Annotated in this window: 20 protein-coding genes and 1 tRNA gene; 14 read left to right on the top strand and 7 right to left on the bottom strand. The window is 42.3% G+C overall.

What is annotated here, in order from left to right; translation table 11 throughout:
• Window positions 1–93 precede the first annotated feature (93 nt).
• Window positions 94–756 carry a phycobilisome degradation protein NblB gene (gene nblB, locus BV375_RS34260; protein ID WP_086768899.1) on the top strand — a complete coding sequence of 221 codons (663 nt, stop codon included), beginning with the start codon at window positions 94–96 and terminating at the stop codon, window positions 754–756.
• 266 nt (window positions 757–1,022) lie between these two features.
• Here the strand turns inward: nblB and BV375_RS34255 are convergent, their stop codons facing one another.
• From BV375_RS34255 to rpaB, 4 genes are all read right to left on the bottom strand, one after another.
• Window positions 1,023–1,739: a PEP-CTERM sorting domain-containing protein gene (locus BV375_RS34255; protein ID WP_086768897.1), complete on the bottom strand. Its 717-nt coding sequence runs from the start codon at window positions 1,737–1,739 to the stop codon at window positions 1,023–1,025.
• A 1,028-nt stretch (window positions 1,740–2,767) separates the two neighbouring features.
• Window positions 2,768–3,286, bottom strand: a complete 519-nt coding sequence (locus tag BV375_RS34250) for a DUF456 family protein (protein WP_086768895.1) — start codon at window positions 3,284–3,286, stop codon at window positions 2,768–2,770.
• A 6-nt stretch (window positions 3,287–3,292) separates the two neighbouring features.
• Window positions 3,293–3,955: a cofactor assembly of complex C subunit B gene (locus BV375_RS34245; protein ID WP_086768893.1), complete on the bottom strand. Its 663-nt coding sequence runs from the start codon at window positions 3,953–3,955 to the stop codon at window positions 3,293–3,295.
• A 53-nt stretch (window positions 3,956–4,008) separates the two neighbouring features.
• Entirely contained in the window at window positions 4,009–4,737 is a 729-nt protein-coding gene (rpaB, locus tag BV375_RS34240; RefSeq protein WP_045868271.1) for a response regulator transcription factor RpaB, read from the bottom strand.
• 170 nt (window positions 4,738–4,907) lie between these two features.
• Here rpaB and radA point away from each other — a divergent pair, with 170 nt between their 5' ends.
• Window positions 4,908–6,449 (top strand): DNA repair protein RadA, encoded by a 1,542-nt coding sequence (gene radA / locus BV375_RS34235; RefSeq protein ID WP_086768891.1) that lies wholly within the window; start codon window positions 4,908–4,910, stop codon window positions 6,447–6,449.
• Between the two features lie 286 nt (window positions 6,450–6,735).
• Entirely contained in the window at window positions 6,736–7,629 is an 894-nt protein-coding gene (locus BV375_RS34230; protein ID WP_086768888.1) for a hypothetical protein, read from the top strand.
• 31 nt (window positions 7,630–7,660) lie between these two features.
• Here BV375_RS34230 and BV375_RS34225 read toward each other — a convergent pair whose 3' ends face one another.
• Complete coding sequence (locus tag BV375_RS34225) at window positions 7,661–8,398, bottom strand: peptidoglycan-binding domain-containing protein (RefSeq protein ID WP_086768886.1); 738 nt, start codon at window positions 8,396–8,398, stop codon at window positions 7,661–7,663.
• Window positions 8,399–8,659: 261 nt separating this feature from the next.
• Here BV375_RS34225 and BV375_RS34220 point away from each other — a divergent pair, with 261 nt between their 5' ends.
• The 10 genes from BV375_RS34220 (at window position 8,660) to BV375_RS34180 (ending at window position 19,501) form a co-directional block, all read left to right on the top strand.
• A complete protein-coding gene (locus tag BV375_RS34220; RefSeq protein WP_208096331.1) occupies window positions 8,660–10,102 on the top strand; it encodes a hypothetical protein in 1,443 nt (480 codons plus the stop codon).
• A gap of 237 nt (window positions 10,103–10,339) precedes the next feature.
• Window positions 10,340–10,801 carry a ribosome maturation factor RimP gene (gene rimP / locus BV375_RS34215; protein ID WP_086768884.1) on the top strand — a complete coding sequence of 154 codons (462 nt, stop codon included), beginning with the start codon at window positions 10,340–10,342 and terminating at the stop codon, window positions 10,799–10,801.
• A 36-nt stretch (window positions 10,802–10,837) separates the two neighbouring features.
• Window positions 10,838–10,993 (top strand): hypothetical protein, encoded by a 156-nt coding sequence (locus tag BV375_RS37415; protein ID WP_166507591.1) that lies wholly within the window; start codon window positions 10,838–10,840, stop codon window positions 10,991–10,993.
• A gap of 75 nt (window positions 10,994–11,068) precedes the next feature.
• The gene (gene nusA, locus BV375_RS34210; protein WP_086768882.1) at window positions 11,069–12,367 is read left to right on the top strand and encodes a transcription termination factor NusA; all 1,299 of its coding nucleotides are present in this window, start codon (window positions 11,069–11,071) and stop codon (window positions 12,365–12,367) included.
• A 147-nt stretch (window positions 12,368–12,514) separates the two neighbouring features.
• A complete protein-coding gene (locus tag BV375_RS34205; protein ID WP_086768880.1) occupies window positions 12,515–12,790 on the top strand; it encodes a YlxR family protein in 276 nt (91 codons plus the stop codon).
• Between the two features lie 105 nt (window positions 12,791–12,895).
• The gene (locus tag BV375_RS37410; protein WP_208099238.1) at window positions 12,896–13,078 is read left to right on the top strand and encodes a hypothetical protein; all 183 of its coding nucleotides are present in this window, start codon (window positions 12,896–12,898) and stop codon (window positions 13,076–13,078) included.
• A gap of 135 nt (window positions 13,079–13,213) precedes the next feature.
• Window positions 13,214–16,342 (top strand): translation initiation factor IF-2, encoded by a 3,129-nt coding sequence (infB, locus tag BV375_RS34195; protein ID WP_086768878.1) that lies wholly within the window; start codon window positions 13,214–13,216, stop codon window positions 16,340–16,342.
• Between the two features lie 137 nt (window positions 16,343–16,479).
• Entirely contained in the window at window positions 16,480–17,133 is a 654-nt protein-coding gene (locus BV375_RS34190) for a low-complexity tail membrane protein (protein ID WP_086768876.1), read from the top strand.
• A 91-nt stretch (window positions 17,134–17,224) separates the two neighbouring features.
• A complete protein-coding gene (locus BV375_RS34185; RefSeq protein WP_086768874.1) occupies window positions 17,225–17,422 on the top strand; it encodes a hypothetical protein in 198 nt (65 codons plus the stop codon).
• Between the two features lie 396 nt (window positions 17,423–17,818).
• Window positions 17,819–19,501, top strand: a complete 1,683-nt coding sequence (locus BV375_RS34180) for a DUF1565 domain-containing protein (protein ID WP_086768872.1) — start codon at window positions 17,819–17,821, stop codon at window positions 19,499–19,501.
• 565 nt (window positions 19,502–20,066) lie between these two features.
• On the opposite strand, the gene BV375_RS34175 is transcribed toward BV375_RS34180, so the two are convergent.
• Complete coding sequence (locus tag BV375_RS34175) at window positions 20,067–20,336, bottom strand: DUF3493 domain-containing protein (RefSeq protein ID WP_086768870.1); 270 nt, start codon at window positions 20,334–20,336, stop codon at window positions 20,067–20,069.
• A 35-nt stretch (window positions 20,337–20,371) separates the two neighbouring features.
• On the opposite strand from BV375_RS34175, the gene BV375_RS34170 reads away from it, so the two are divergent.
• Window positions 20,372–20,443: transfer RNA gene (locus BV375_RS34170), tRNA-Thr, on the top strand.
• A 150-nt stretch (window positions 20,444–20,593) separates the two neighbouring features.
• Here the strand turns inward: BV375_RS34170 and BV375_RS34165 are convergent.
• Window positions 20,594–20,836 carry a hypothetical protein gene (locus BV375_RS34165; RefSeq protein ID WP_086768867.1) on the bottom strand — a complete coding sequence of 81 codons (243 nt, stop codon included), beginning with the start codon at window positions 20,834–20,836 and terminating at the stop codon, window positions 20,594–20,596.
• Window positions 20,837–21,137 lie beyond the last annotated feature (301 nt).

Genomic DNA, 21,137 nt, shown 5'->3' with positions numbered 1-21,137 from the left:
TAACAGTCAATAGTCCATAGTCAAATGTCCAATGACAAATGACAAATGACCCTTGACTGTTTTTTAAACGTTTGGAAAATTTAGGATAAGTAAATGAGTATTACTCCTGAGTCGGTTCAGCAATTGCTCAGTTCTGAAGATTTAGGCGATCGCTTGCGAGCTGTGAATCAAATTCGTGAACTAGAACCAGCGATTGGCTTTGAACTTATTCAAAGTGCAGTTGGTGATAGCAGTGCTCGTGTCCGTTACTCAGCAGTGAGTCAGATGGATACACTAGGAGCACAAGATTTAGAGTTATCTTTGAATTTACTGCGCGAAATGCTGAATGACCCCGAACCAGATGTCCAAGCAGCAGCAGCAGACTGTTTAGGTGCGCTGAAATTAGAAGCAGCTTTTGAAGACTTGCAGCAACTTTACAATACAACGCCTGAGTGGCTGGTAAAATTTAGTATCATCGCCACTTTGGGAGAGTTAGGCGATCCGCGAGGCTTTGAACTACTTAAAGAAGCACTCGCTTCCGAAAATGACTTAATTAAAACTGCTGCTATTAGTTCTTTTGGCGAGTTGGGAGATATAGATGCAGTTCCACTGTTAGCTCCCTATGCGAACAATCCAGATTGGCAAGTCCGCTATAGAGTTTTACAAGCTTTGAGCAGTTTGGGTGGCGCAGATGCCAAAGCTGTATTAGAGATTCTGGCGGACGATGAAGTAGAAGCGATCGCTAATGAAGCTAAAAAATCCTTGCAGTCAGTCTAAGTTCATATTGCAGTAAAGTTGCTTGTCTGAAATTTGAAATAGAAATCTTTAAGGGTACAAAATTTTTGTGCCCTTATTTTATAGGTGCATTCAAACGAAAAGGGCTACAAAAGAAAATTCGTAGTAATTATTTCAGTAATTACTACGAACTTACAGCTATAACACTTAATGCAAACCGAATATATTTGAATAATTTTTTACAACTTTGTTTTCTTGATAATAGTTTTACCTCCTAGATTTCTCACCATTTATTTTTGGGGGAATGCTCAAGAACTAACTTGAGCTTTGCGACGGCGAGACATAGCCATCACTGCACCTACAGCACCCAAGCCTAGTATTGTTGTTGGTTCGGGAACAGTAGCGAAAGCACCACCGGAAAAACTCAAGTTACTAACTGAACCACCACGATCGAGAATTGAATTAACCTGAGCAACAGTCTGATTATTTACTTGGAAAGTCAAATTTCCTGCACCATTAGATTTTTCTCCAGTCGCACTGGTAAATAAACCCCAAAGTTGAACATCAATAGCAACGTTGGCACCACTTTGAGCGATGGAGTAATCAGCAGATGTCAATGAAAAGGTATTTTTACCATCTGTTATGGAGCTAGTGTTATCTGTAGGAAGAATTACTCCAGGAATCAAAAGGTTTCCCAAGTCAATAAATGGATTCTCGGCAATATCTGATGCAAATGAAATGATGTTACCTATATTGCCTGTGTTGAAAGCGGCAAAAGTTCCCGTATTAGAAGCTAGACCAATTGGAGTAATGGGTTGAGGAGTGAAGGTTAAGGTATCCTTTGTTAGTGAGACTTGGCTAGTAGCAAATGGATTAACAGTTGTACCACCTTGAAACTGAAACTCTCCATATAATGCAGCTGCTTGAGCAGAACCAGCAAATGTAAACATCCCAGCAGTAGTCAAGGGAATTGCAACACTAGCCGCTAAAGTTGCATTTATAAGTTTTGATTTAAAATCAAACATTGTAAATTTAAGGCTCCTATAAAAGAATTTACGAGACCGAATGCGTTAATTATTAGGCAGCAATCTTAAAACTAGTTATGAATGTAAGAGATAGTTAGAAAATAGAGTATAAATGCATTTCGTATTCATAATCTATATGAGATTGCTGTATTAAAACTTAGGTAGAATAGTTGCCCTGTTGGTAATCAGTTGATGATTTGTTTGTTACTTCTACAGAATTACATACCCTTTTATTAATACGCAAGGTCTACCTATGTAACTTGATAGAATCTTCATTACTTGCATAGTGTTCTTTCTTATAGCCCTAATTTGACAGTATTTTAATTGACTGTATTTTCCTCAAATTACAGCAGTTTTGCTTCAGTATAATTGGCAGGCTTAAAAGTTTTATTTTTAAAGATTACTACACAATTGAGGATCTGATACGTGCTGATTTCTAGAAAATAAAGATGTTCATTTTTATATGAACTGTATTTGTTTTTTGTATAAACTCAATGCGAAGAGGCTATAAATTAAAATTGAAGAAATTGTATTTCAGTTTATTAGACTAAGTTGTAAGCAAAAGTAGTATCTGCCATTGCGATCTAGATTGCCATCCGCAACACGCTCTGAGGAGGTAAGAAACACAGATAGCAATTTAGTATTACTGTCTTTTATAAATTAATGAATTGTTGTTTATTGATAATTTAATTGCCTAATTTTCATAAAAAAATAACAGTAAGGAGACAATATATTGCTCCCTACAATCACCCATATTCGATACTTTTAAAAATAGTCCAGCCTCGGCAAATGAAATTTGTGCGCCAGTTGCTACGAGTTGGGAAACCCATCCAAGGCACTAGCTTGGCTACATAGAAAAAACTCCGAACTTCTACACTTCGTTCGCGTAGCGTCTTCTGATGGAGACACCATCGGCAGAAGCCTCCGTTTCGGCTTCTCTGTGCTTACGCGGGGTTCAAATTTCTGGAGTCCGCACAAGTGCTGAGTCCAGTGCTCTTGTTAGGGTTATGATAACTCTACATCAAACTCTAGCTACCAAAAACCTGGGGCCAAGTTGTCACCAAGAAAACTACAACTGCGGCGATCGCTAATACCCCTTGAATTAAATTTCCAACCACTGTTCCGACAACAATTCCGATCCCAGCTTTAATTGCCAATCCTAATTGCCGTTGGTAGAGGTATTCACCGATAATTGCTCCCAACAATGGCCCAATTAAAATACCTAATAGCGGCCCGCCAAAAGGTAAAGCTGGTAATAATCCGAAAAAACCCAGAAGCAACCCGACAAATGCGCCAATTTGTCCCCATTTGCTAGCACCTGCTTGTTTTGCTCCTATATAGCCAGCTAAGAAATCTACACCAATACTCAGAAGCAACACAATAACTGTGACAATCAGTGGTATCTTAATTGCTGCAAAGGAACTGCTAACTACTCCCCAGATAATAATTGCAATTAATATTAAACTGGTTCCAGGAATGGCAGGAACTACAGCACCGATGATACCCACAACCATTACCGCAACCAGTAACCAATAGATAATTTGCATAAAGTTTTAATTGTCTGATGCAACTTGCAAATAAAAACTGAGAGTAACAGCTAATTTATCAGCAATTCCGCTAATCCAATTTTCATCTTGCTTGGTGTAACTGCGAGGTGCATTTGCTCCTAAAATCAATACACCTTGATTACCAAGAGGTTGACAAATTACACCTTGAGTATTTTCTGGTAAATAATCAAATTCAATCCGTCCTGGATAGACTTTTAAAGCAACTAAATAAACTGCTTTTTGTGTTTCCAAAACCCTTTTTAAAATTGGCCCTGGTACAACCTCAGATTTAGGAGCTAAAATACCGCGACGTAACAAAACCTTACCTTGATAAAAAATTACTAGCGATCGCGTGACTGTGTTAGTTAATAATAAATGCGATGCCCAAGCTAGTTCTGTTTTTACGGCTTCTGGTAAATCCGCCGCCAACACAAAACCTTCCTCCCCAATCAGTTGTACAGTATCAGGCGATCGCGGTTGTACTTGCTGCCAAATTAAACCAGTCAAAATTAACACCGCACTCAAAATTACACCCAAGACATCCCCGCGTGCTTGGGATTCCGTAAGTTCTGGTGTTAATAAACGATTAATCAGCAAAAGTACAGCGCCTAGACAACCAACTACTATCGGTAGACGCCGTAAAACTAGATTGGGATCAGGTTTAGTCATTTGTCATTTGTCAACAGTCATCTGTCTCCTCTGCTTCTCTGCTCCCCTGCTCCTCATTCCTCTCCAGGTTCAATGATTCGTTGGAATAAATAACCAGTACCTCGTGCTGTAAGAATTAATTCGGGATTGCTAGGATCGTCTTCCAATTTGGCTCGCAGACGGGAGATATGCACATCTACCACGCGGGTATCTACATGGCGTTCTGGTGTGTAACCCCATACCTCTTGCAAAATTTCCGAACGGGAAAAAGCTTCCCCAGAACGGCTGACTAATAACTCTAGCAAGCTAAACTCCATCCCTGTTAAGCGAATGCGCTCATCGCCCTTGTAAACTTGCCGCTTATTGGTATCAATCTTGATATTGGCAACGTGGATTACCCCAGAACTGGGAATACCAGAGGCACTGGTTTTATCAACCCGTCGTAGGACAGAGCGAATGCGGGCTTCTAGCTCTTTTGGGGAAAAAGGTTTAACTACATAGTCATCAGCACCTAATTCTAAACCAGTGATGCGATCGGCTACGTCCCCCAAAGCTGTTAGCATAATAATAGGGACATCTGATTCCTTACGTAATTCTTGGCACACACCATAGCCATCTAGTTTTGGCATCATTACATCCAAAACCACTAGGTCAGGGTCAGCTTTGCGAAAAGTTTCCAAAGCTTCTTCACCATCGCCAGCCGTCACTACATCGTAGCCAATCATGGAAAGGCGCGTTTCCAAAATCCGGCGAATGCTGGCTTCGTCGTCTACCACCAGGATTTTTTCTTTATGACTTTCCAAGTTTCTCAATGCTCCTTAACTAAAATTTTTCATGATTAATTTTTAATACCATAATATTAAGATATCATTCCATGAATTGAATGAAAAAAAGCCGTAACTACTACTATTATTGAACTTTTCTTTTCTCCAAGAATTAAGGAAAAATTAAGATTATTTAATAAGATTTAAGAATGGCGAAGTCCAAAACCTTTTACGTTTGTAGCGATTGTGGAGCAGAATCTTCCCAGTGGTTTGGCAAGTGTCCAGCTTGTGGCACTTACAACTCTTTAGAGGAGCAGTTTTCCATCCAATCATCAGTGGATATACCTAGCCGGGGAGGAGTGAGTGGCTGGCAATCGGCGCAAAGCAATGGCAAGTCTCATGCTAAACCAGCTAAACCGAGATCTTCTCTAACATTTGACCAAATTAGCGATCGCCAAATCGCCCGATGGGAATCCGGTTATGGAGAATTAGATCGAGTGCTGGGTGGTGGGGTTGTTCCTGGTTCGATGGTGCTGATTGGCGGCGATCCAGGAATTGGTAAATCAACGTTGCTGCTTCAAGTATCGAATCAATTAGCGCAGAGATACCGCATCCTTTATGTTACAGGAGAAGAATCAGGACAACAGGTAAAATTAAGAGCTTCGCGCTTAGGAGTATCAAAAAGTGTAAATGTTGTTGGTGATGAGAATCCAGTCATAGCAGAAGCGATACCTATTCCCATAGATCCTAAAAGTATAGATCCTGACAGTATAGGTGCAGATTTATATGTATTGCCAGAAACCGATTTAGAAGAAATTCTGCGGGAGATAGACTCCTTGAAACCAAATGTCGCGATAATTGATAGTATCCAAACGGTGTTCTTTCCGGCACTAACATCTGCGCCTGGTTCAGTAGCTCAAGTTAGGGAATGTACAGCTGCACTAATGAAAGTGGCAAAGCACGAAGACGTGACAATGTTAATTGTGGGGCACGTGACTAAAGAAGGTGCGATCGCCGGTCCGAAAGTTTTAGAACACTTAGTTGATACAGTATTGTATTTTGAAGGCGATCGCTTTGCTTCCCATCGGTTATTACGGACAGTAAAAAATCGTTTTGGAGCAACTCACGAAATTGGTATCTTTGAAATGGTATCCCACGGATTACGTGAAGTTCCCAACCCTTCAGAGCTATTTTTAGGTAATCGTGACGATCCAGCCCCAGGTACTGCTATTGTTGTTGCGTGTGAAGGGACTCGCCCGATTGTTGTGGAATTGCAAGCTTTAGTAAGTCCCACCAGCTACCCCTCACCCCGGCGTGCAGCCACAGGCATAGACTATAACCGCCTCGTGCAAATTTTGGCAGTCTTAGAAAAACGGGTAGGAATTCCGATGTCGAAGCTAGATTCCTACGTAGCCTCGGCGGGAGGGTTGAATGTCGAAGAACCAGCAGTAGACTTGGGAATAGCGATCGCCATTGTTGCCAGTTTCCGCGATCGCATAGTCGATCCAGGTACAGTTTTGATTGGCGAAGTCGGGTTAGGGGGACAAGTGCGATCGGTTTCTCAAATGGAACTGCGGTTAAAAGAAGCGGCCAAACTCGGATTTAAAAGAGCGATCGTCCCTAAAGGACAAAAATTCCCCGATCTTGATATCGAGATTTTACCAGTTTCCAAAGTAATAGATGCGATTATTGCCGCCATCCCCCATCAAGAACTGACAGAAGACGATTTAATACCCGATGAAGATGAGTAGTTTGGCATGAGTTAAAATCCATGCTTCATAATTTTTAACCACAGATGCACACCGATAAACACAGATAAATATCGGTGTGCATCTGTGTTTATCGGTGGTTTCATTTCTTCCTAGAAGATTTTGATTACGCCTCACCACAGCAAAACCCACCATCATATCTCTCACCCAAAATTTACCAAATCACATAGCTTAGTCAACCCTCAGATAGACCTCCAGATAGAACTGCGATCGCCTGAAAATTGTCACAATTAATGACGACAACCGTTATTTTTTAACAATCAATCCTATGGCATTCGGTATTGGCGATTTATTCTGGATTTTTCTTCTTCTCTCTTCTCTGCAACCAATCTGGCAAAAGCGTCAAATAGAATATCGGCGTGTGCGTGCTTTACAAGAATTTGAGCAGGGACGTAACAGCCGGGTGATTTTGCTAATTCACCGTCAAGAGTCTATCAGCTTACTGGGGATACCCCTATCGCGCTACATTACTATTGAAGACTCCGAACAAATACTACGGGCAATTCGCCTCACCCCGCCAGAGATACCAATTGACTTAATTTTGCATACACCTGGTGGTTTGGTATTAGCTACCGAACAAATCGCTAGAGCATTAATTCGCCATCCAGCAAAAGTTACCGTTTTTGTACCCCATTACGCTATGAGTGGCGGTACGATGCTGGCGCTTGCTGCTGATGAAATTGTGATGGATGCTAATGCTGTTTTAGGGCCAGTTGATCCGCAATTAGGTAACTTCCCAGCAGCTAGTATCTTAAAAGTAGTTAAAGATAAACCCATCAGCGAAGTTGATGACCAAACGTTAATCATGGCAGACCTTGCAGGCAAAGCAATTCAACAGGTACAGCGCTTTGTGCGAACTTTGCTCAAAGACAGTATCCCCAAACAAAAAGTTAGCCCAGAAAATATTGAACCAATTATTGAAGCCTTGACAACTGGACGCGTCACCCACGACTATCCCATCACTGTAGAGGAAGCAACAGAAATGGGGCTGCCCATAACAGTTGGACTGCCCCGTTCGATTTACGATCTCATGGATCTATATCCCCAACCACAAGGAGGCAGGCCCAGCGTTCAGTATATTCCCATGCCTTATGATGACCGCCGTCCCCTTTTACCTACACCTAAAGGCAGACCTTTAGAAGAACCAAATCAGACACGTTAACACTTCGAGGTGATTATTTTAATGGTAAAGGCTAGGGTGTAGATGTTGGTGTCGGAGATGGTGTAGATGTTGGTGTCGGAGATGGTGTAGATGTTGGTGTCGAAGATGGTGTAGATGTTGGTGTAGCTGTCGGCGTAGCCGTTGGTCTAGCTGATGGTCTGGTTGTGGGTCTAGTTGTGGGTCTAGTTGTGGGTCTAGCTGATGGTCTGGTTGTTGGTCTGGTTGTCGGTGTAGCCGTCGGCGTAGGTGTTGGTGTAGCCGTCGGCGTAGGTGTTGGTGTAGTCGTCGGCTGACCTATGGCTGACTTAGCCTCTTGATTCAGCCTTTGGCGGAATGCTAAATCAGCAATACCAGTTTCTTGTAACTGGAATTTTCTCTGAGCTTCCTTTACCGCTGCCTCGGTCTGAGGTCCATAAAATTGATCGCGGGGTAAGGGAGTTGTGGGCTTAAGCACCGCATTCAAGTTTGCCTGCAAAATTTGAACTATCTGGGCAGCCCAATTTTGAGTTTTTGGACCTGCTACCCCATCTACAGGTAACTTATACCCCTTTTGAAATTCAGTGATTGCTTTTTTTGTTTCGTCATCTGTCAAGGGTGAATTGTTTACGGTCACTTTATAGCCCAAGCCATGTAGCACAGCCCGGAACTGTTGTGGCGAGTAATTACGCTGCTGGCGCGCAGCAAAAGAAGTATTGGAAGCTACCACGCTCGCTGTGATTAGGCAAGCAGTAGCAATGGTAACGCTTGATTTTCCAAAGCCACACCACATAAATTAAACTCCTTTGGGTTAAATCAGCAGAATATAAAGGCTTACAGGAGTATTTTAAGTTTCTTTAACATCTGTTTTCGCAATTATTAATGATTTTTGATTAAAAATACTTTGATTGGTTAGTTTAATTAATATTTTATTAATTATTTTTCATCTTTCTAGAGACTGATTTTTAAATAGTAGTAGTAAAGTCTGGAAAGCTCTAAAACAATATAATTTCAAGACTTATATACAATTAGGGTATAATTCAACACTAAAATAATGGCTAATCTTAAACCACTAAAGCGGCCACAACTTTACTTTGAAAGGTTGATGGCAATTACTGCCACAGTGAATTTGTGCTTAGTTTTGTTTGATTTAAGTTACGTACCTTGGCGGGATTTTTACTGGCGGCGATTTCCTCAAATTACTCAAATTTATGACCCAATTAAAGGGATTGAAGCCCATCGAGAAACAAATAATTATCTCAAAACAGTAGACGCATTAGAAGAACAGGTAAGCCAAACAGGGTTAAAGTCGCCTCAAGTACAAACAAAGCTAGAGGATATTAGGCAACTCAGCGCTGAAATGATTGACAGTAATCCTTTTGCAGCCGTGGGAAAGAGTGGGACTTTAGAAAAAATCAAAAACCGAATGCGCGATCGCGCCCATCAAGAATCTGCAAAGCAAGCTTTTAGAATTTTTTGGAGTCAAGCATATTTATCTCAAAAAGGCTGGAACCAAGAAATTAATTTTTTTAACCAGAAAATCCGACCTTTAATTTCCACAAACTACTACCGCCGTATCGGAGAAGATGGCGAACTTCTGGATAATTTTTGGCTAATTGACTTACCTTTTATCACTTTATTTGCTTTAGAGCTGCTAGTACGCAGCTTTTATATCAGACGTAGCCATCCTGGTTTTAGTTGGCTAGATGCTCTGTTGTGGCGTTGGTACGATCTATTATTGTTGCTGCCGTTTTGGCGATGGTTGCGAATTATCCCTGTCATCATCCGCCTCGATCAAGCGCGGTTATTGAATTTACGTCCGCTATGGCGGCAAATTAATCAAGGAATTGTCGCCAATTTTGCCGAAGAAATCACGGAAATTGTCGTGGTGAGGGTAATTAACCAGATTCAGGGATCGATACAGCAGGGTGAGTTCACGCGCTGGCTAATGCAACAAGAGAACCTGCGCCAATATATAGATATTAATAATGTCAATGAAATAGAAGCGATCGCAGGTATTTTGGTGCAAACCGTCGTCTACCAAGTACTGCCTCAAATTCAACCAGAACTCACTGCCATTTTGCGCCACAATATCGAAACTGTCTTGCAACAGTTGCCCATGTACCGCAACCTGCAAATATTACCAGGAGTTGTACAGACACAAACCCAGCTAAGTGAGCAACTGGCAAACCAAATCACAACTAACCTATATAACGCTCTGGTCAGTGCAGTCCAAGATCCCGTAGCGGCAAAACTCACCAGCAAACTAGTAGAACGCTTCACCCAAGCCTTAGGTGCAGAAGTGCAGAAAAAACAAGTACTTTCCGAAATTCAGAGTTTGCTTTTTGACTTTTTAGAAGAAGTCAAACTTAACTACGTTCAGCGTTTATCACAGGAAGATATAGATCAAATTGTCGAGCAAACCAGGCAGTTACGCACAAAAGTACCATTTCAACCAGTGATGGGTGGTAGTGCACTAACAACGAGGAAAAAGTAAAGGAGCAGGGGGAGTAAGGAGAATAATTAATAAAATGCCCCATGACAAATGACAAATAACTTTTGACTATTGACTGTTGACAAATGACTATATAATAATTTCTTCCTAGTCCCTCCAAAAGAAATGCGCTAAACTCAGATTAGAGTCGAACCTTATTAGGTTCGTCACAAGACTTCTTGGAAGATATCCCTATCGCAGGAAGTGGGTCGATGCCCACTTTTTTTATTGGATTTTTGCATGGCTCATCCCTTAGTCCCACAAATTATTGAATTGGCAACACCAGTGGCAGAAGAACTGGGGTTGGAAGTTGTTGGTGTAGTTTTTCATACTAACCAAAGTCCGCCAGTTTTGCGAGTAGATATTCGCAATCCCCAGCAAGACACTGGATTAGATGATTGTGAACGAATGAGCCGTGCTTTAGAAGCCTCCTTAGATGCAGTGGAGATCATTCCAGATACCTACGTCTTGGAAGTGTCTAGTCCTGGTATTTCGCGGCAACTGGTGACAGACAGGGAGTTTATTTCCTTCAAAGGATTTCCTGTAATCATTTCCACTTCCCCACCCTACGACGGACAGCAACAGTGGACTGGTCAGTTGATTCGCCGGGATGAAAAAACAGTTTACTTAAACCAAAAAGGTCGTGTAGTCGAAATCCCTCGCAGCCAAATTACTAGGGTGCAATTGGATGAGCACCGTTAATCGATTTTAGATTTTGCGAAAAGTTGAGCCAGTGCGTTGGACGGGTTTCCCGGCTTGAAGCAACTGGCGTTGTCAGGAAGGTTAGTCCGACCTAACAAACTTTTAAAGACAGATTTTGGGTCGGTGATTGAGGAAGACGTTGGTAGTAGGCCTGAAGTACTATTACCAGCTAATTACTATCGCCAATCCTAAGTATTTAATCCAAATTCCAAAATATAAAATCCAAAATTGTGCCGTGTACTTACGTAAAATTTAAGGAGATTGCTTATGTCAATGGTTAGTTTACCTGGATTAAAAGAATTAATTGAAAGTATAAGTCGTGAGCGCAATTTACCTCGTCTTGCCGTTCAATCAGCAATTAGAGAAGCCTTGCTTAAAGGTTATGAACGCTATCGTCGTGCCCAAAATTTAGAGCGCAAACAATTTGAAGAAGATTACTTTGATAATTTTGAGGTAGAACTCGATATCGAAGGAGAAGGTTTCCGCGTTCTTTCCACTAAAAGCATTGTTGAAGAAGTCAGCAACTCCGATCATCAAATATCCTTAGACGAAGTGCAACAAGTAGCTCCCGAAGCTCAGTTAGGAGACTCTGTAGTCCTAGATGTGACCCCAGACCAAGGAGAATTTGGTCGGATGGCGGCAATGCAAACCAAGCAGGTATTAGCACAAAAACTGCGGGATCAGCAACGTCAGATGGTGCAAGAAGAGTTCCAAGACTTGGAAAGCACTGTCTTGCAGGCACGAGTTTTGCGGTTTGAGCGCCAATCGGTGATTTTGGCTGTTAGCAGTGGTTTTGGTCAGCCAGAAGTAGAAGCTGAATTACCAAAACGGGAACAACTGCCCAATGATAATTATCGAGCGAATGCCACTTTTAAGGTATATCTCAAAAAAGTTTCTCAAGGACAGCAAAGGGGACCGCAGTTATTAGTGTCTCGCGCTGATGCTGGCTTGGTAGTTTATTTATTTGCCAACGAAGTCCCAGAAATTGAGGATGAAGTGGTACGGATTGTAGCTGTGGCTAGGGAAGCCAATCCTCCTTCCCGTTATGTAGGACCTAGGACTAAAATTGCTGTTGATACTCTGGATCGTGATGTAGACCCAGTAGGGGCCTGTATCGGTGCGCGGGGATCGCGGATTCAGGTGGTAGTAAACGAGTTGCGTGGTGAAAAAATCGATGTCATCCGCTGGTCTCCAGACCCAGCAACCTACATTGCTAATGCCCTGAGTCCAGCCCGAGTGGATGAAGTACGCCTCATGGACCCAGAAACTCGGCAAACACACGTACTGGTGGCTGAAGATCAACTAAGTTTGGCAATTGGTAAAGAAGGACAAAATGTTCGTTTGGCAGCCCGTCTAACTGGTTGGAAGATTGACATTAAAGATAAAGCTAAATACGACCATGCAGCAGAAGATGCTAAATTTGTAGCTTCTCGTGCAAAATATCAAGCAGAGCAAGATGAAGACGAAGATGAAGATGAATTAGATCTATTGGAACTAGAAGATGATGAAAATCAGGAAGAATTAGAATTAGAGGATGACTCTTTTGACAATAACGATGACGAGTAGTTTATTGACCTCATGCTATTTTGGTACTATTTTTGACAGGAAACTTATTAATAATTACCTTAGATTTAGCGAATTGGTACAAGTAAAGATAGATGGTTAACCACTATTTTATTAGCCAAACTGCTGAGGTGAGGTAGCACAGAAGCAATGAAACCGAATTATCGGCGATGTATTAGTTGCCGCCAACTAGCACTAAGAGAAGAGTTTTGGCGGATTGTCCGCGTCTTTCCATCGGGAACGGTACAATTAGATGAGGGCATAGGGCGTTCTGCCTATATTTGCCCACAAACGAACTGCCTACAAGCGGCTCAGAAAAAAAATCGACTAGGGCGATCGCTACATGCAACAGTGCCAGAAACACTGTATCAAACATTGTGGCAACGACTAGCCAAAAGCAATAACCAAAATCAAATTTTAGTTTAAGAAATTTGTGGCGGTAATCCCTAGAGGAAATGTGCCAAGAGCCGAACAGGTGCTAGCAACACATCCTCTCTAGATTGCTGGGGTTAGTGCCAAAATAGTAAAGGGGTGAAGTTGACAAACGGCTCTCATAAAATCAAAAGAGGCGGAGCAATACCCCCACAAGTTTTACTCGATTGTGTTGTGGAAGACTCAGAATCAGCAAAACAAAAAACTACAGAATGGCAACCTGGTAGCGCTCAGGCGCGGTTTGGTATCTATCATCATTACTGGTGGGGATGCCAGCATTAACCCGAGACATCTCTCTTTCCTGATTGGAGGCACCGACAAAATCTAAACGGCAACCAAAAAACAGTAGTCAAAGGATGGAGATGTCACAAACCAGGCAACCATCCGCTAAAACTGTAAATTAAAGGGGAAGAGTGGATGAACAACGGCAAAGTTAGAATCTATGAATTATCAAAGGAATTGAATTTGGATAACAAAGAGCTATTAGCAATATGCGACCAGCTCAACATCGCGGTTAAAAGCCATAGCAGTACAATTTCAGATTCGGAGGCAGAACGCATCCGTTCGGCTGCGGAAAAACTCGCAGCTACGAATGGAACACATAGAAAAGAAATAAGTATAACGACTCATCAAACAAACGCGCCACAAGCTGGCTCAAGAAACCGACCTGCCCTACCTCACAAACAACAAATTTTGGAAATTCGTAAACCCAAAATATTGAGAAATCCTAATCCAAACGCCTCAGAGGCGTCAGTTGCTAGCAATACCCAAACTGCTTCGTCTGAAGTTAATCCTCTTTCACCTCCACGGCCTTTCGCTACACCAGTCTCACCCATGCAGCCGACGGCACCAACTCGACCCGTACCCCGGAATCTGTCTGAGACCACACAGCAACCAGCTGTCACAGACGCGGATCAAACGCTTAATACACAGCCAAAAGAAAAAGAAAAAATAGTTGCGGAAAAACAGGAAAAAATAGTTCCATCCAGAGCTAAACCAGAAAAAGCGCCAAAACCCCAACTAGTTGCCCCACCAGCAAGACCAGCAGAAGCCCCACCAGCATCAGAGCAGCTTAATCAGGCGGATAAGCCGATCCTTAAGCGCGAACGCCAACGGCGCGTAGAAGACGAACGCGAGCAAGTGAAGCCTAGGGCTGCCAAGCCGACCACAGACCAAACTTCACAGTCTGTACCACAAAAACAAGCTCGTCCTACTCCAGGACCAGTTAAACCGGACAGAACGAATCGACCTCCTTCTGCACCAGGAACATTCGGGGACACGCAACGGCCAAGCAGACCAGTACGTCCGAGTGAAGCTGTAGCAGCAATGCCCATTGCCACACCACCAAGGCCGATGCAAGGCGGACAGGCAAAAGCGGCGACAGTCGATGAGGCGATTCCTAGCGACATTCTCGACTTAAAACGCCCCACACCACCACGTCCAGCTAAAGGTGGTAAGAAGTGGCAAGAAGAAGAAATAATTGATGAAATCAAAGAAAAGTCTGGCAAGGCTGGCGTCAAAGGCAAGCGGGTTAAGCCAGTCTTAGATGATGATTTTGAGGAAGAAGATTTACTAGATGAAGAAGGTCTAGAAATTCCAGCTACAGTCCAGGTCAGCCTTTCCATTGCCCGTCCTCCTAAACCAAAGGCGGCTCGACCTGCACAGCAACCAGCAATAGCTATTGCCACGCCAACTGCTAGAGGTAATAAAAAATCTAGTTCCAGCCGTGACCAGAACCGTCGCCAAGAAGTAGAGGTCAAGCGTGAGCGTCCAGAAAAAGTAGTGGTCACAGGTCCGCTGACAGTGCAAGAGCTGGCTGATGCTTTGGCTGTTGCTGATACAGAGATTGTGAAAATCCTGTTTATGAAAGGCATGGCGGTGAGTATCACCCAAAATCTGGATATTCCCACAATTACTTTGGTAGCAAAAGAGCTAGAAGTAGAAGTGGAAACTGCCGAACCAGAAGCAGAAGCCCGCAAAGTCACAGAAATGTTGGATGTGGCAGACATGGAAAATCTCCATCGCCGTCCGCCAGTAGTGACAATTATGGGACACGTAGACCACGGCAAAACAACTCTGCTGGATTCGATTCGCAAAACCAAAGTGGCTGCTGGCGAAGCTGGTGGTATTACTCAGCACATTGGTGCATATCATGTTGATATAGAACATGAGGGTCAACCACATCAAATAGTATTCCTTGATACCCCTGGTCACGAAGCTTTTACAGCGATGCGGGCACGGGGAGCGCGGGTGACAGACATCGCTGTTTTGGTAGTAGCTGCTGATGATGGCGTGCGTCCCCAAACTATCGAAGCTATTAGCCATGCTCAAGCAGCGGAAGTGCCAATTGTTGTAGCAATTAACAAAATTGACAAGGAAGGGGCACAACCAGAGCGCGTCAAACAAGAACTTACCAATTACGGACTGACCGCAGAAGACTGGGGTGGTGAGACGATTATGGTTCCGGTGAGTGCGATCAAAGGCGAAAATCTGGATACACTCCTAGAAATGATTCTCTTGGTCGCAGAAGTGGGCGAACTATCTGCCAACCCAGATCGTGTTGCCAAAGGAACTGTCATTGAAGCACATTTGGATAAAGCCAAGGGAGCAGTTGCGACCTTGTTAATTCAAAATGGCACCTTGCATGTCGGAGATATGTTGGTAGCTGGCTCGGCATTCGGTAAAGTCCGGGCAATGGTCGATGACAGAGGCAGAAGAGTAGAAGTTGCTAGTCCCTCCTTTGCTGTCGAAGTGTTGGGATTAAGCGATGTACCAGCCGCAGGCGATGACTTCGAGGTCTTTGCGAACGAAAAAGAAGCACGTGCATTGGCCAGCGATCGCGCCGACAAACAACGTCAATCCCGCCTCTTACAGGGACGTGTTACTCTCACAACCCTGTCGGCTCAGGCACAAGAAGGCGAGTTGAAAGAACTCAACCTGATTCTGAAAGCAGATGTGCAAGGTTCAGTGGAAGCAATTGTGGGAGCTCTCAGACAAATCCCGCAAAACGAAGTCCAAATCCGGATGCTGTTAGCTACCGCTGGGGAAATCACCGAAACAGATATCGACTTAGCTGCTGCTAGTAACGCTGTGATCATTGGTTTCAACACCACCTATGCTAGTGGAGCCAGACAAGCCGCCGATGAGGCTGGTGTAGATGTGCGGGAATACAACATCATCTACAAACTCCTAGAAGATATTCAAGGAGCCTTGGAAGGGCTACTAGAACCAGAATTGGTGGAAGAACCCTTGGGACAAACCGAAGTTCGTGCCGTCTTCCCAGTCGGTCGTGGTGCGGTTGCCGGATGCTATGTTCTATCTGGCAAGCTAGTCCGCAACTGCAAAGTGCGGGTGCGTCGTAGCGGTAAGGTGATTTACGAAGGCGTTCTTGACTCCCTAAAACGGATGAAAGAGGATGCCCGCGAAGTCAACGCTGGTTATGAATGCGGCATTGGCGTTGATAAATTCCATGATTGGGCTGAAGGTGACATCATCGAAGCCTACCAAATGGTAACTAAGCGTCGCACTCTGACAATGACGAAGTAGTGCTGAGTCTACTAGTGCTGAGTTCTGAGTAAAAGATCTGGGTCTTGAGTTGAAGAAGTTTTTATTTTTCATCCTCAATACTCGCAACTTAAAACTTACAACTCAGCACCCATAACTCAGAATGGATAGATGTAGCTATGTCCTCATTTCGCTCTGAACCTATCTTGTGGATTCACGTCGCTGGTTTGGCGACGCTGCCAATTTTTTTGTTTTTGTGTTTATTGTTCCTGTCCATAGGTGAGCCACTCTTACCTGTATGGATGGAGCTATTTTTGGTTGCAGCCATAGGAGTATTCCCACTTCTGTGGATGCAATTCCGTCGGCCTTTTTACATATTTGCTATTTTGGGAGTCGCGCTCAAGCCAGAAAATCTGACTGAGCAGCAACGAAAAATTCTTTGTTTAATTAATACAAATTTCAACCGCGTGTTGGCCCTTTTGGCCGCAATATTGTTAGTAGGGGTGCTGTGGCAGATATACCAAGTTGCTCCACGAGTAGCAAATATTTTTGGTTTTTTACCCCAATGGCGTAGCCTAAGCTTGCTGCTCGCTGCTTTAGCTTTTCTAGCAAGCAATCTATTTTTGCAAATTCCCGTGAGCGTAGCCAGAGTTTTGGTGACTAATGACACAGAATTTGCTGCCATAAAACCATTACCTTTAGAGAAGATTCAGCAAGATTTTACAATCGTAGGGGTGCAGGTAAATAACATATTACCGCAATTATTTCAATCCCTCATCGGGAGGAACACAAGTACACAACCGCCCCTGGAGCAAAACTCCGATGAAGATTAAGTAAATATACTGTCTGATATGGGCAAGCTTGTATTTGCTTAAACTAAAAACTGCTACAAGTTGTGAATTTAAAACTGAGGAATGAAACACTATGACTCAAATTCCAGCTTCCAGCGATCGCCAATTCGCTCATGATAGTGAAATTTGGCACAGCCTCAAATACGCGATCGCTGCTAGTTCTGGTTTCCAACGCTGGCAACTAGAACGTGATATACAATCACAAGGGATACGTTTAGAACAGCAAGTACAACGGTATTTGCGAGAAACTTTAGAAACACTAGCTTACTAAAAATTAAGTAGCTGTTTTCAGTTTGCTAGCAAATGATGAAGTTGACAGTAGCCACTTTGCTTCAACTTCCACTTTAAATATTATAAATATTTAAAATTAGTTACATTGGCTTAATCTGTTTTTAATAGGAACTTCCAATTAAAAAAATATTCAATATGTAGGGTGCGTTAACAAAGTGTGGCGCGCCCTAGTTGCTTTGCACAGCTAATTTAATGGGTTAATTTTGAGGCTGTAAGGCTTAATAAAATAAAAACTGTTTTTTATTTAGGTATTTTAGAAATTAGCTGATCAAACGCTGATGATCCGGTATAGTTTGGCATGGGTTTGATAGCTAGATAGCTGCTACCTAAAACCTTGTTTAAGGTAACGTAATTCAGCAATTCACAGACGAAAAAAATGATATATCGGGGTTTTCACATTTCTCTAGCGAAACATCTTCGCTTTGTTTTTGACAGTAGTCTGAGATCTCATCTACCATTACGAGCCGGACTCACTACTGTGTTGGTTTTTTCCAGCGGTTTAGCACTATTACCTGGTGTAGTAAATGCTGATCCCATCCACCCAGAGGGTATCGCGCCAACTCTGACAGCCCAAGTCCCTGCAACTGCAACTGTGATTTACGTTAACCCAGCTACGGGTGCAGATACTGCTAGTGCTGGTGCAACGGAAGCCGCACCTTACAAAACTATTACTTTTGCTGTTAGTAAAGCCCAAGCAGGTACAGTCATTCAACTGGCTCCGGGAACTTATAACCAGCAAAGTGGAGAAACGTTCCCACTTTTGCTGAAATCAGGAGTAACACTGCGAGGTGATGAATCAAGCAAAGGCCAGGCAGTATTGATTACAGGTGGAGGTTTCTATACTAGTCGCACTTTTGCCAGACAAGACATCACAATTCTTGCTGACAATGGAACCACTATCGCAGGTGTTAGTGTTACTAACCCGAATCAAAGGGGTACAGGTGTATGGGTAGAATCTACTAATCCACTCATCACGAATAACACTTTTGCTAACAGTGTCAGAGAGGGGGTTTTTGTCACAGGTACAGGAAATCCCAAAATTGAAAACAATATCTTTGTGCAAAATAAAGGCAATGGGGTTTCCGTAGCTAAATCTGCCCAAGGAGAAATTCGGAATAACTTGTTTCAGGATACTGGTTTTGGTATTGCGATCGGTGGTTCTTCCACACCTTTAATCGCGGAAAACCAAATCATCCAAAACCAAGACGGTCTTTTTATCTCAGAAACTGCTAAGCCAATCCTACGTAAGAATGTAATTCAGAACAATAAACGAGATGGCGTTGTAGCAACTATTGATGCCTTACCAGATTTGGGTACCAACGAAAATCCTGGTGGTAATCTCATTCGTAATAACACTCGTTATGACCTGAACAATGCCACGAAAATTAATAAGATTGTCGCTATTGGCAACGATATCGATCAAAAGCGCATCTTTGGTTCCGTAGATTTTGTTGCGGCAAACGTTGGCGGTGCTACTGCCTTTAACGATGTTCCCACAGGTTACTGGGCTAAAGGCTATATCGAAGCCTTAGCCTCCCAACAAATTATTGCTGGCTTTCCGGATGGCAGCTTTAAACCGAACGATCCTGTAACACGCGCGCAATTTGCCACTATTATTACCAAAGCTTTGACACCACCAGCTAAACGCGCAGCCATTGAATTTAAGGATGTCAAAAGCAATTTTTGGGCTTACGCAGCAATTAAATCTGCTTACCAGAGTCAATTTGTCTCTGGCTATCCTGATGGTACCTTTAAACCACAGCAGCAAATTCCGAGAGTACAAGCTCTAGTTTCTTTAGCTAGTGGTTTAGGTTTAACTGCGGACAATCAAAATATTCTGAGTTTTTACACTGATGCTGCTCAAATTCCCAATTATGCACTTAATCAAGTTGCTGCTGCAACTGCACGGCAATTAGTGATCAACTATCCCACAGTTAAGCAACTCAATCCAAATCGTGATGCAACTAGGGCAGAAGTTGCTGCCTTTGTTTACCAAGCACTGGTAAATGCTGGACGTGCCCCAACAATTCCATCAACCTATGTAGTGAAAGTTCCATAACCGCAGTACAGTGTGGCGGAAATAAACGGACTAAAAGCCCATAATCTCAATTAGTTTCCGCCTACTGAAGTTTCATATTCAGGAATTACGATTGCAACAGGTTTTTAGGTTTGACTGTATAAAAACAGACCTAATATTAAGAACTGAACACGGCATAAACCTGATAAAGACAATTGATTGTTAGGGCAGAATATGAATTAAATTCCATGCAGCAGTAATAGTTTGAAAAATAGAAGCGCCAAGACTGACAAATTGTTAGCTTGGCGCTTTTAAAATTTTGAGTTTTTTAAACTTAGGTCCTAAAAAATTAACTGACCCGGATTTAAATTTGATTTGTATATATTCAGGATCTTTATATTTGCTGACCCCGTTTGAACAATTTTCAGTTTCCCAGAAATTTTTGCATTTTCAGATTTCCTAATATTTTTTTTATTTTTTCTCTCTTTAGATTTCAAATTCTGAAAAAAAATTAATTAATCTAAAGAATATAAATATATGTAAAGGAAAAGGTAGTAGAACATTAATTGCTCAGTCTTTTCTGAGAGCCTGTTACTTTTCCCCTATTTTATGAGCGTTTTTGGCGGCTCTGTTCCCAGCGCCAGAGACATCCGATTAGGGTAACAATCCCTATCTGGAGGAATAGATTAGACAAAGCGTTATCAACGTCTCGCCCTGCAAGCAGTTTAAAAAAAAAGATGAATATACCTATTAAGCCAGAAGCACCACAAGCAATATAGATAAATTTTCGCAAGCTACGATAAGGTGTTGCTATTTCAGCTTTCAGACGGGCATATTGTTCAGGGGTAAGGCGACTTTTGGAATTTTGTTCTACCATGAAGAAAAAATATGCTATGATTTTCGATTGTGTACGCCGATGTGGCTCAGTGGTAGAGCAGCTGATTCGTAATCAGCAGGCCACGGGTTCAAATCCCGTCATCGGCTCTAATTGAATGTTGTTGTCTACTATAGACTGAACATAAAGTAAGCTTATAACCAATTGGGTGTAAAAAATTGCCCTCAGATTAGGATTGTTTCTTCCAATATTTATGCTTGGCTGTACAAAACTTACCTAATGAAGCTTCTGAATTCGCCTCATAACTCTGGAATGTCTTCGCCAATTCTCAATTTTTGTTTGGTGCGTTTTAATTCTTTCCATAGCAATTTTATTTGCTTGTAAGCTTCATTAGGTGGTATTTTTCCACCTGTTTCTAAATTACAGATATAGCTTACTCGCTGACTAAATTCTTGCAAATTCGCATTAAAAATTAAGTTTTTAGGCTTAACTCGACCGTAGTAGCGACTACGTGGGTAGAGAAAATCATCTTTGCTAACCAATATGTTTTCTCCTTATTAATTTATGATTATATTCAAAATAAAAATAAACTTATAGCAGCCCTATTTGATTTGTAAAAAACCTAAGTACACCTGTACATATTTCTCACTATCCCTGCCTCAACGAGTAATTTTACGACGTCTACGACTCATTGAGGATTGCTATATAGCGATTGATAGTAGTTTATAAATTAGATATTTTGACATTATTTTTAAATAAAATTATTGAGATTAAACTGATAATAATTATCAAGCCTCAAAATTTTTAAAGGTTCTAAGATTTTACTGATAATAGGATCATCAG

Source organism: Nostoc sp. 106C (assembly GCF_002154725.1).
Taxonomy (GTDB): domain Bacteria; phylum Cyanobacteriota; class Cyanobacteriia; order Cyanobacteriales; family Nostocaceae; genus Aulosira.
The sequence above is the reverse complement of the archived record's forward strand: the minus strand, read 5'-3'. Positions and strand labels throughout refer to the sequence as shown.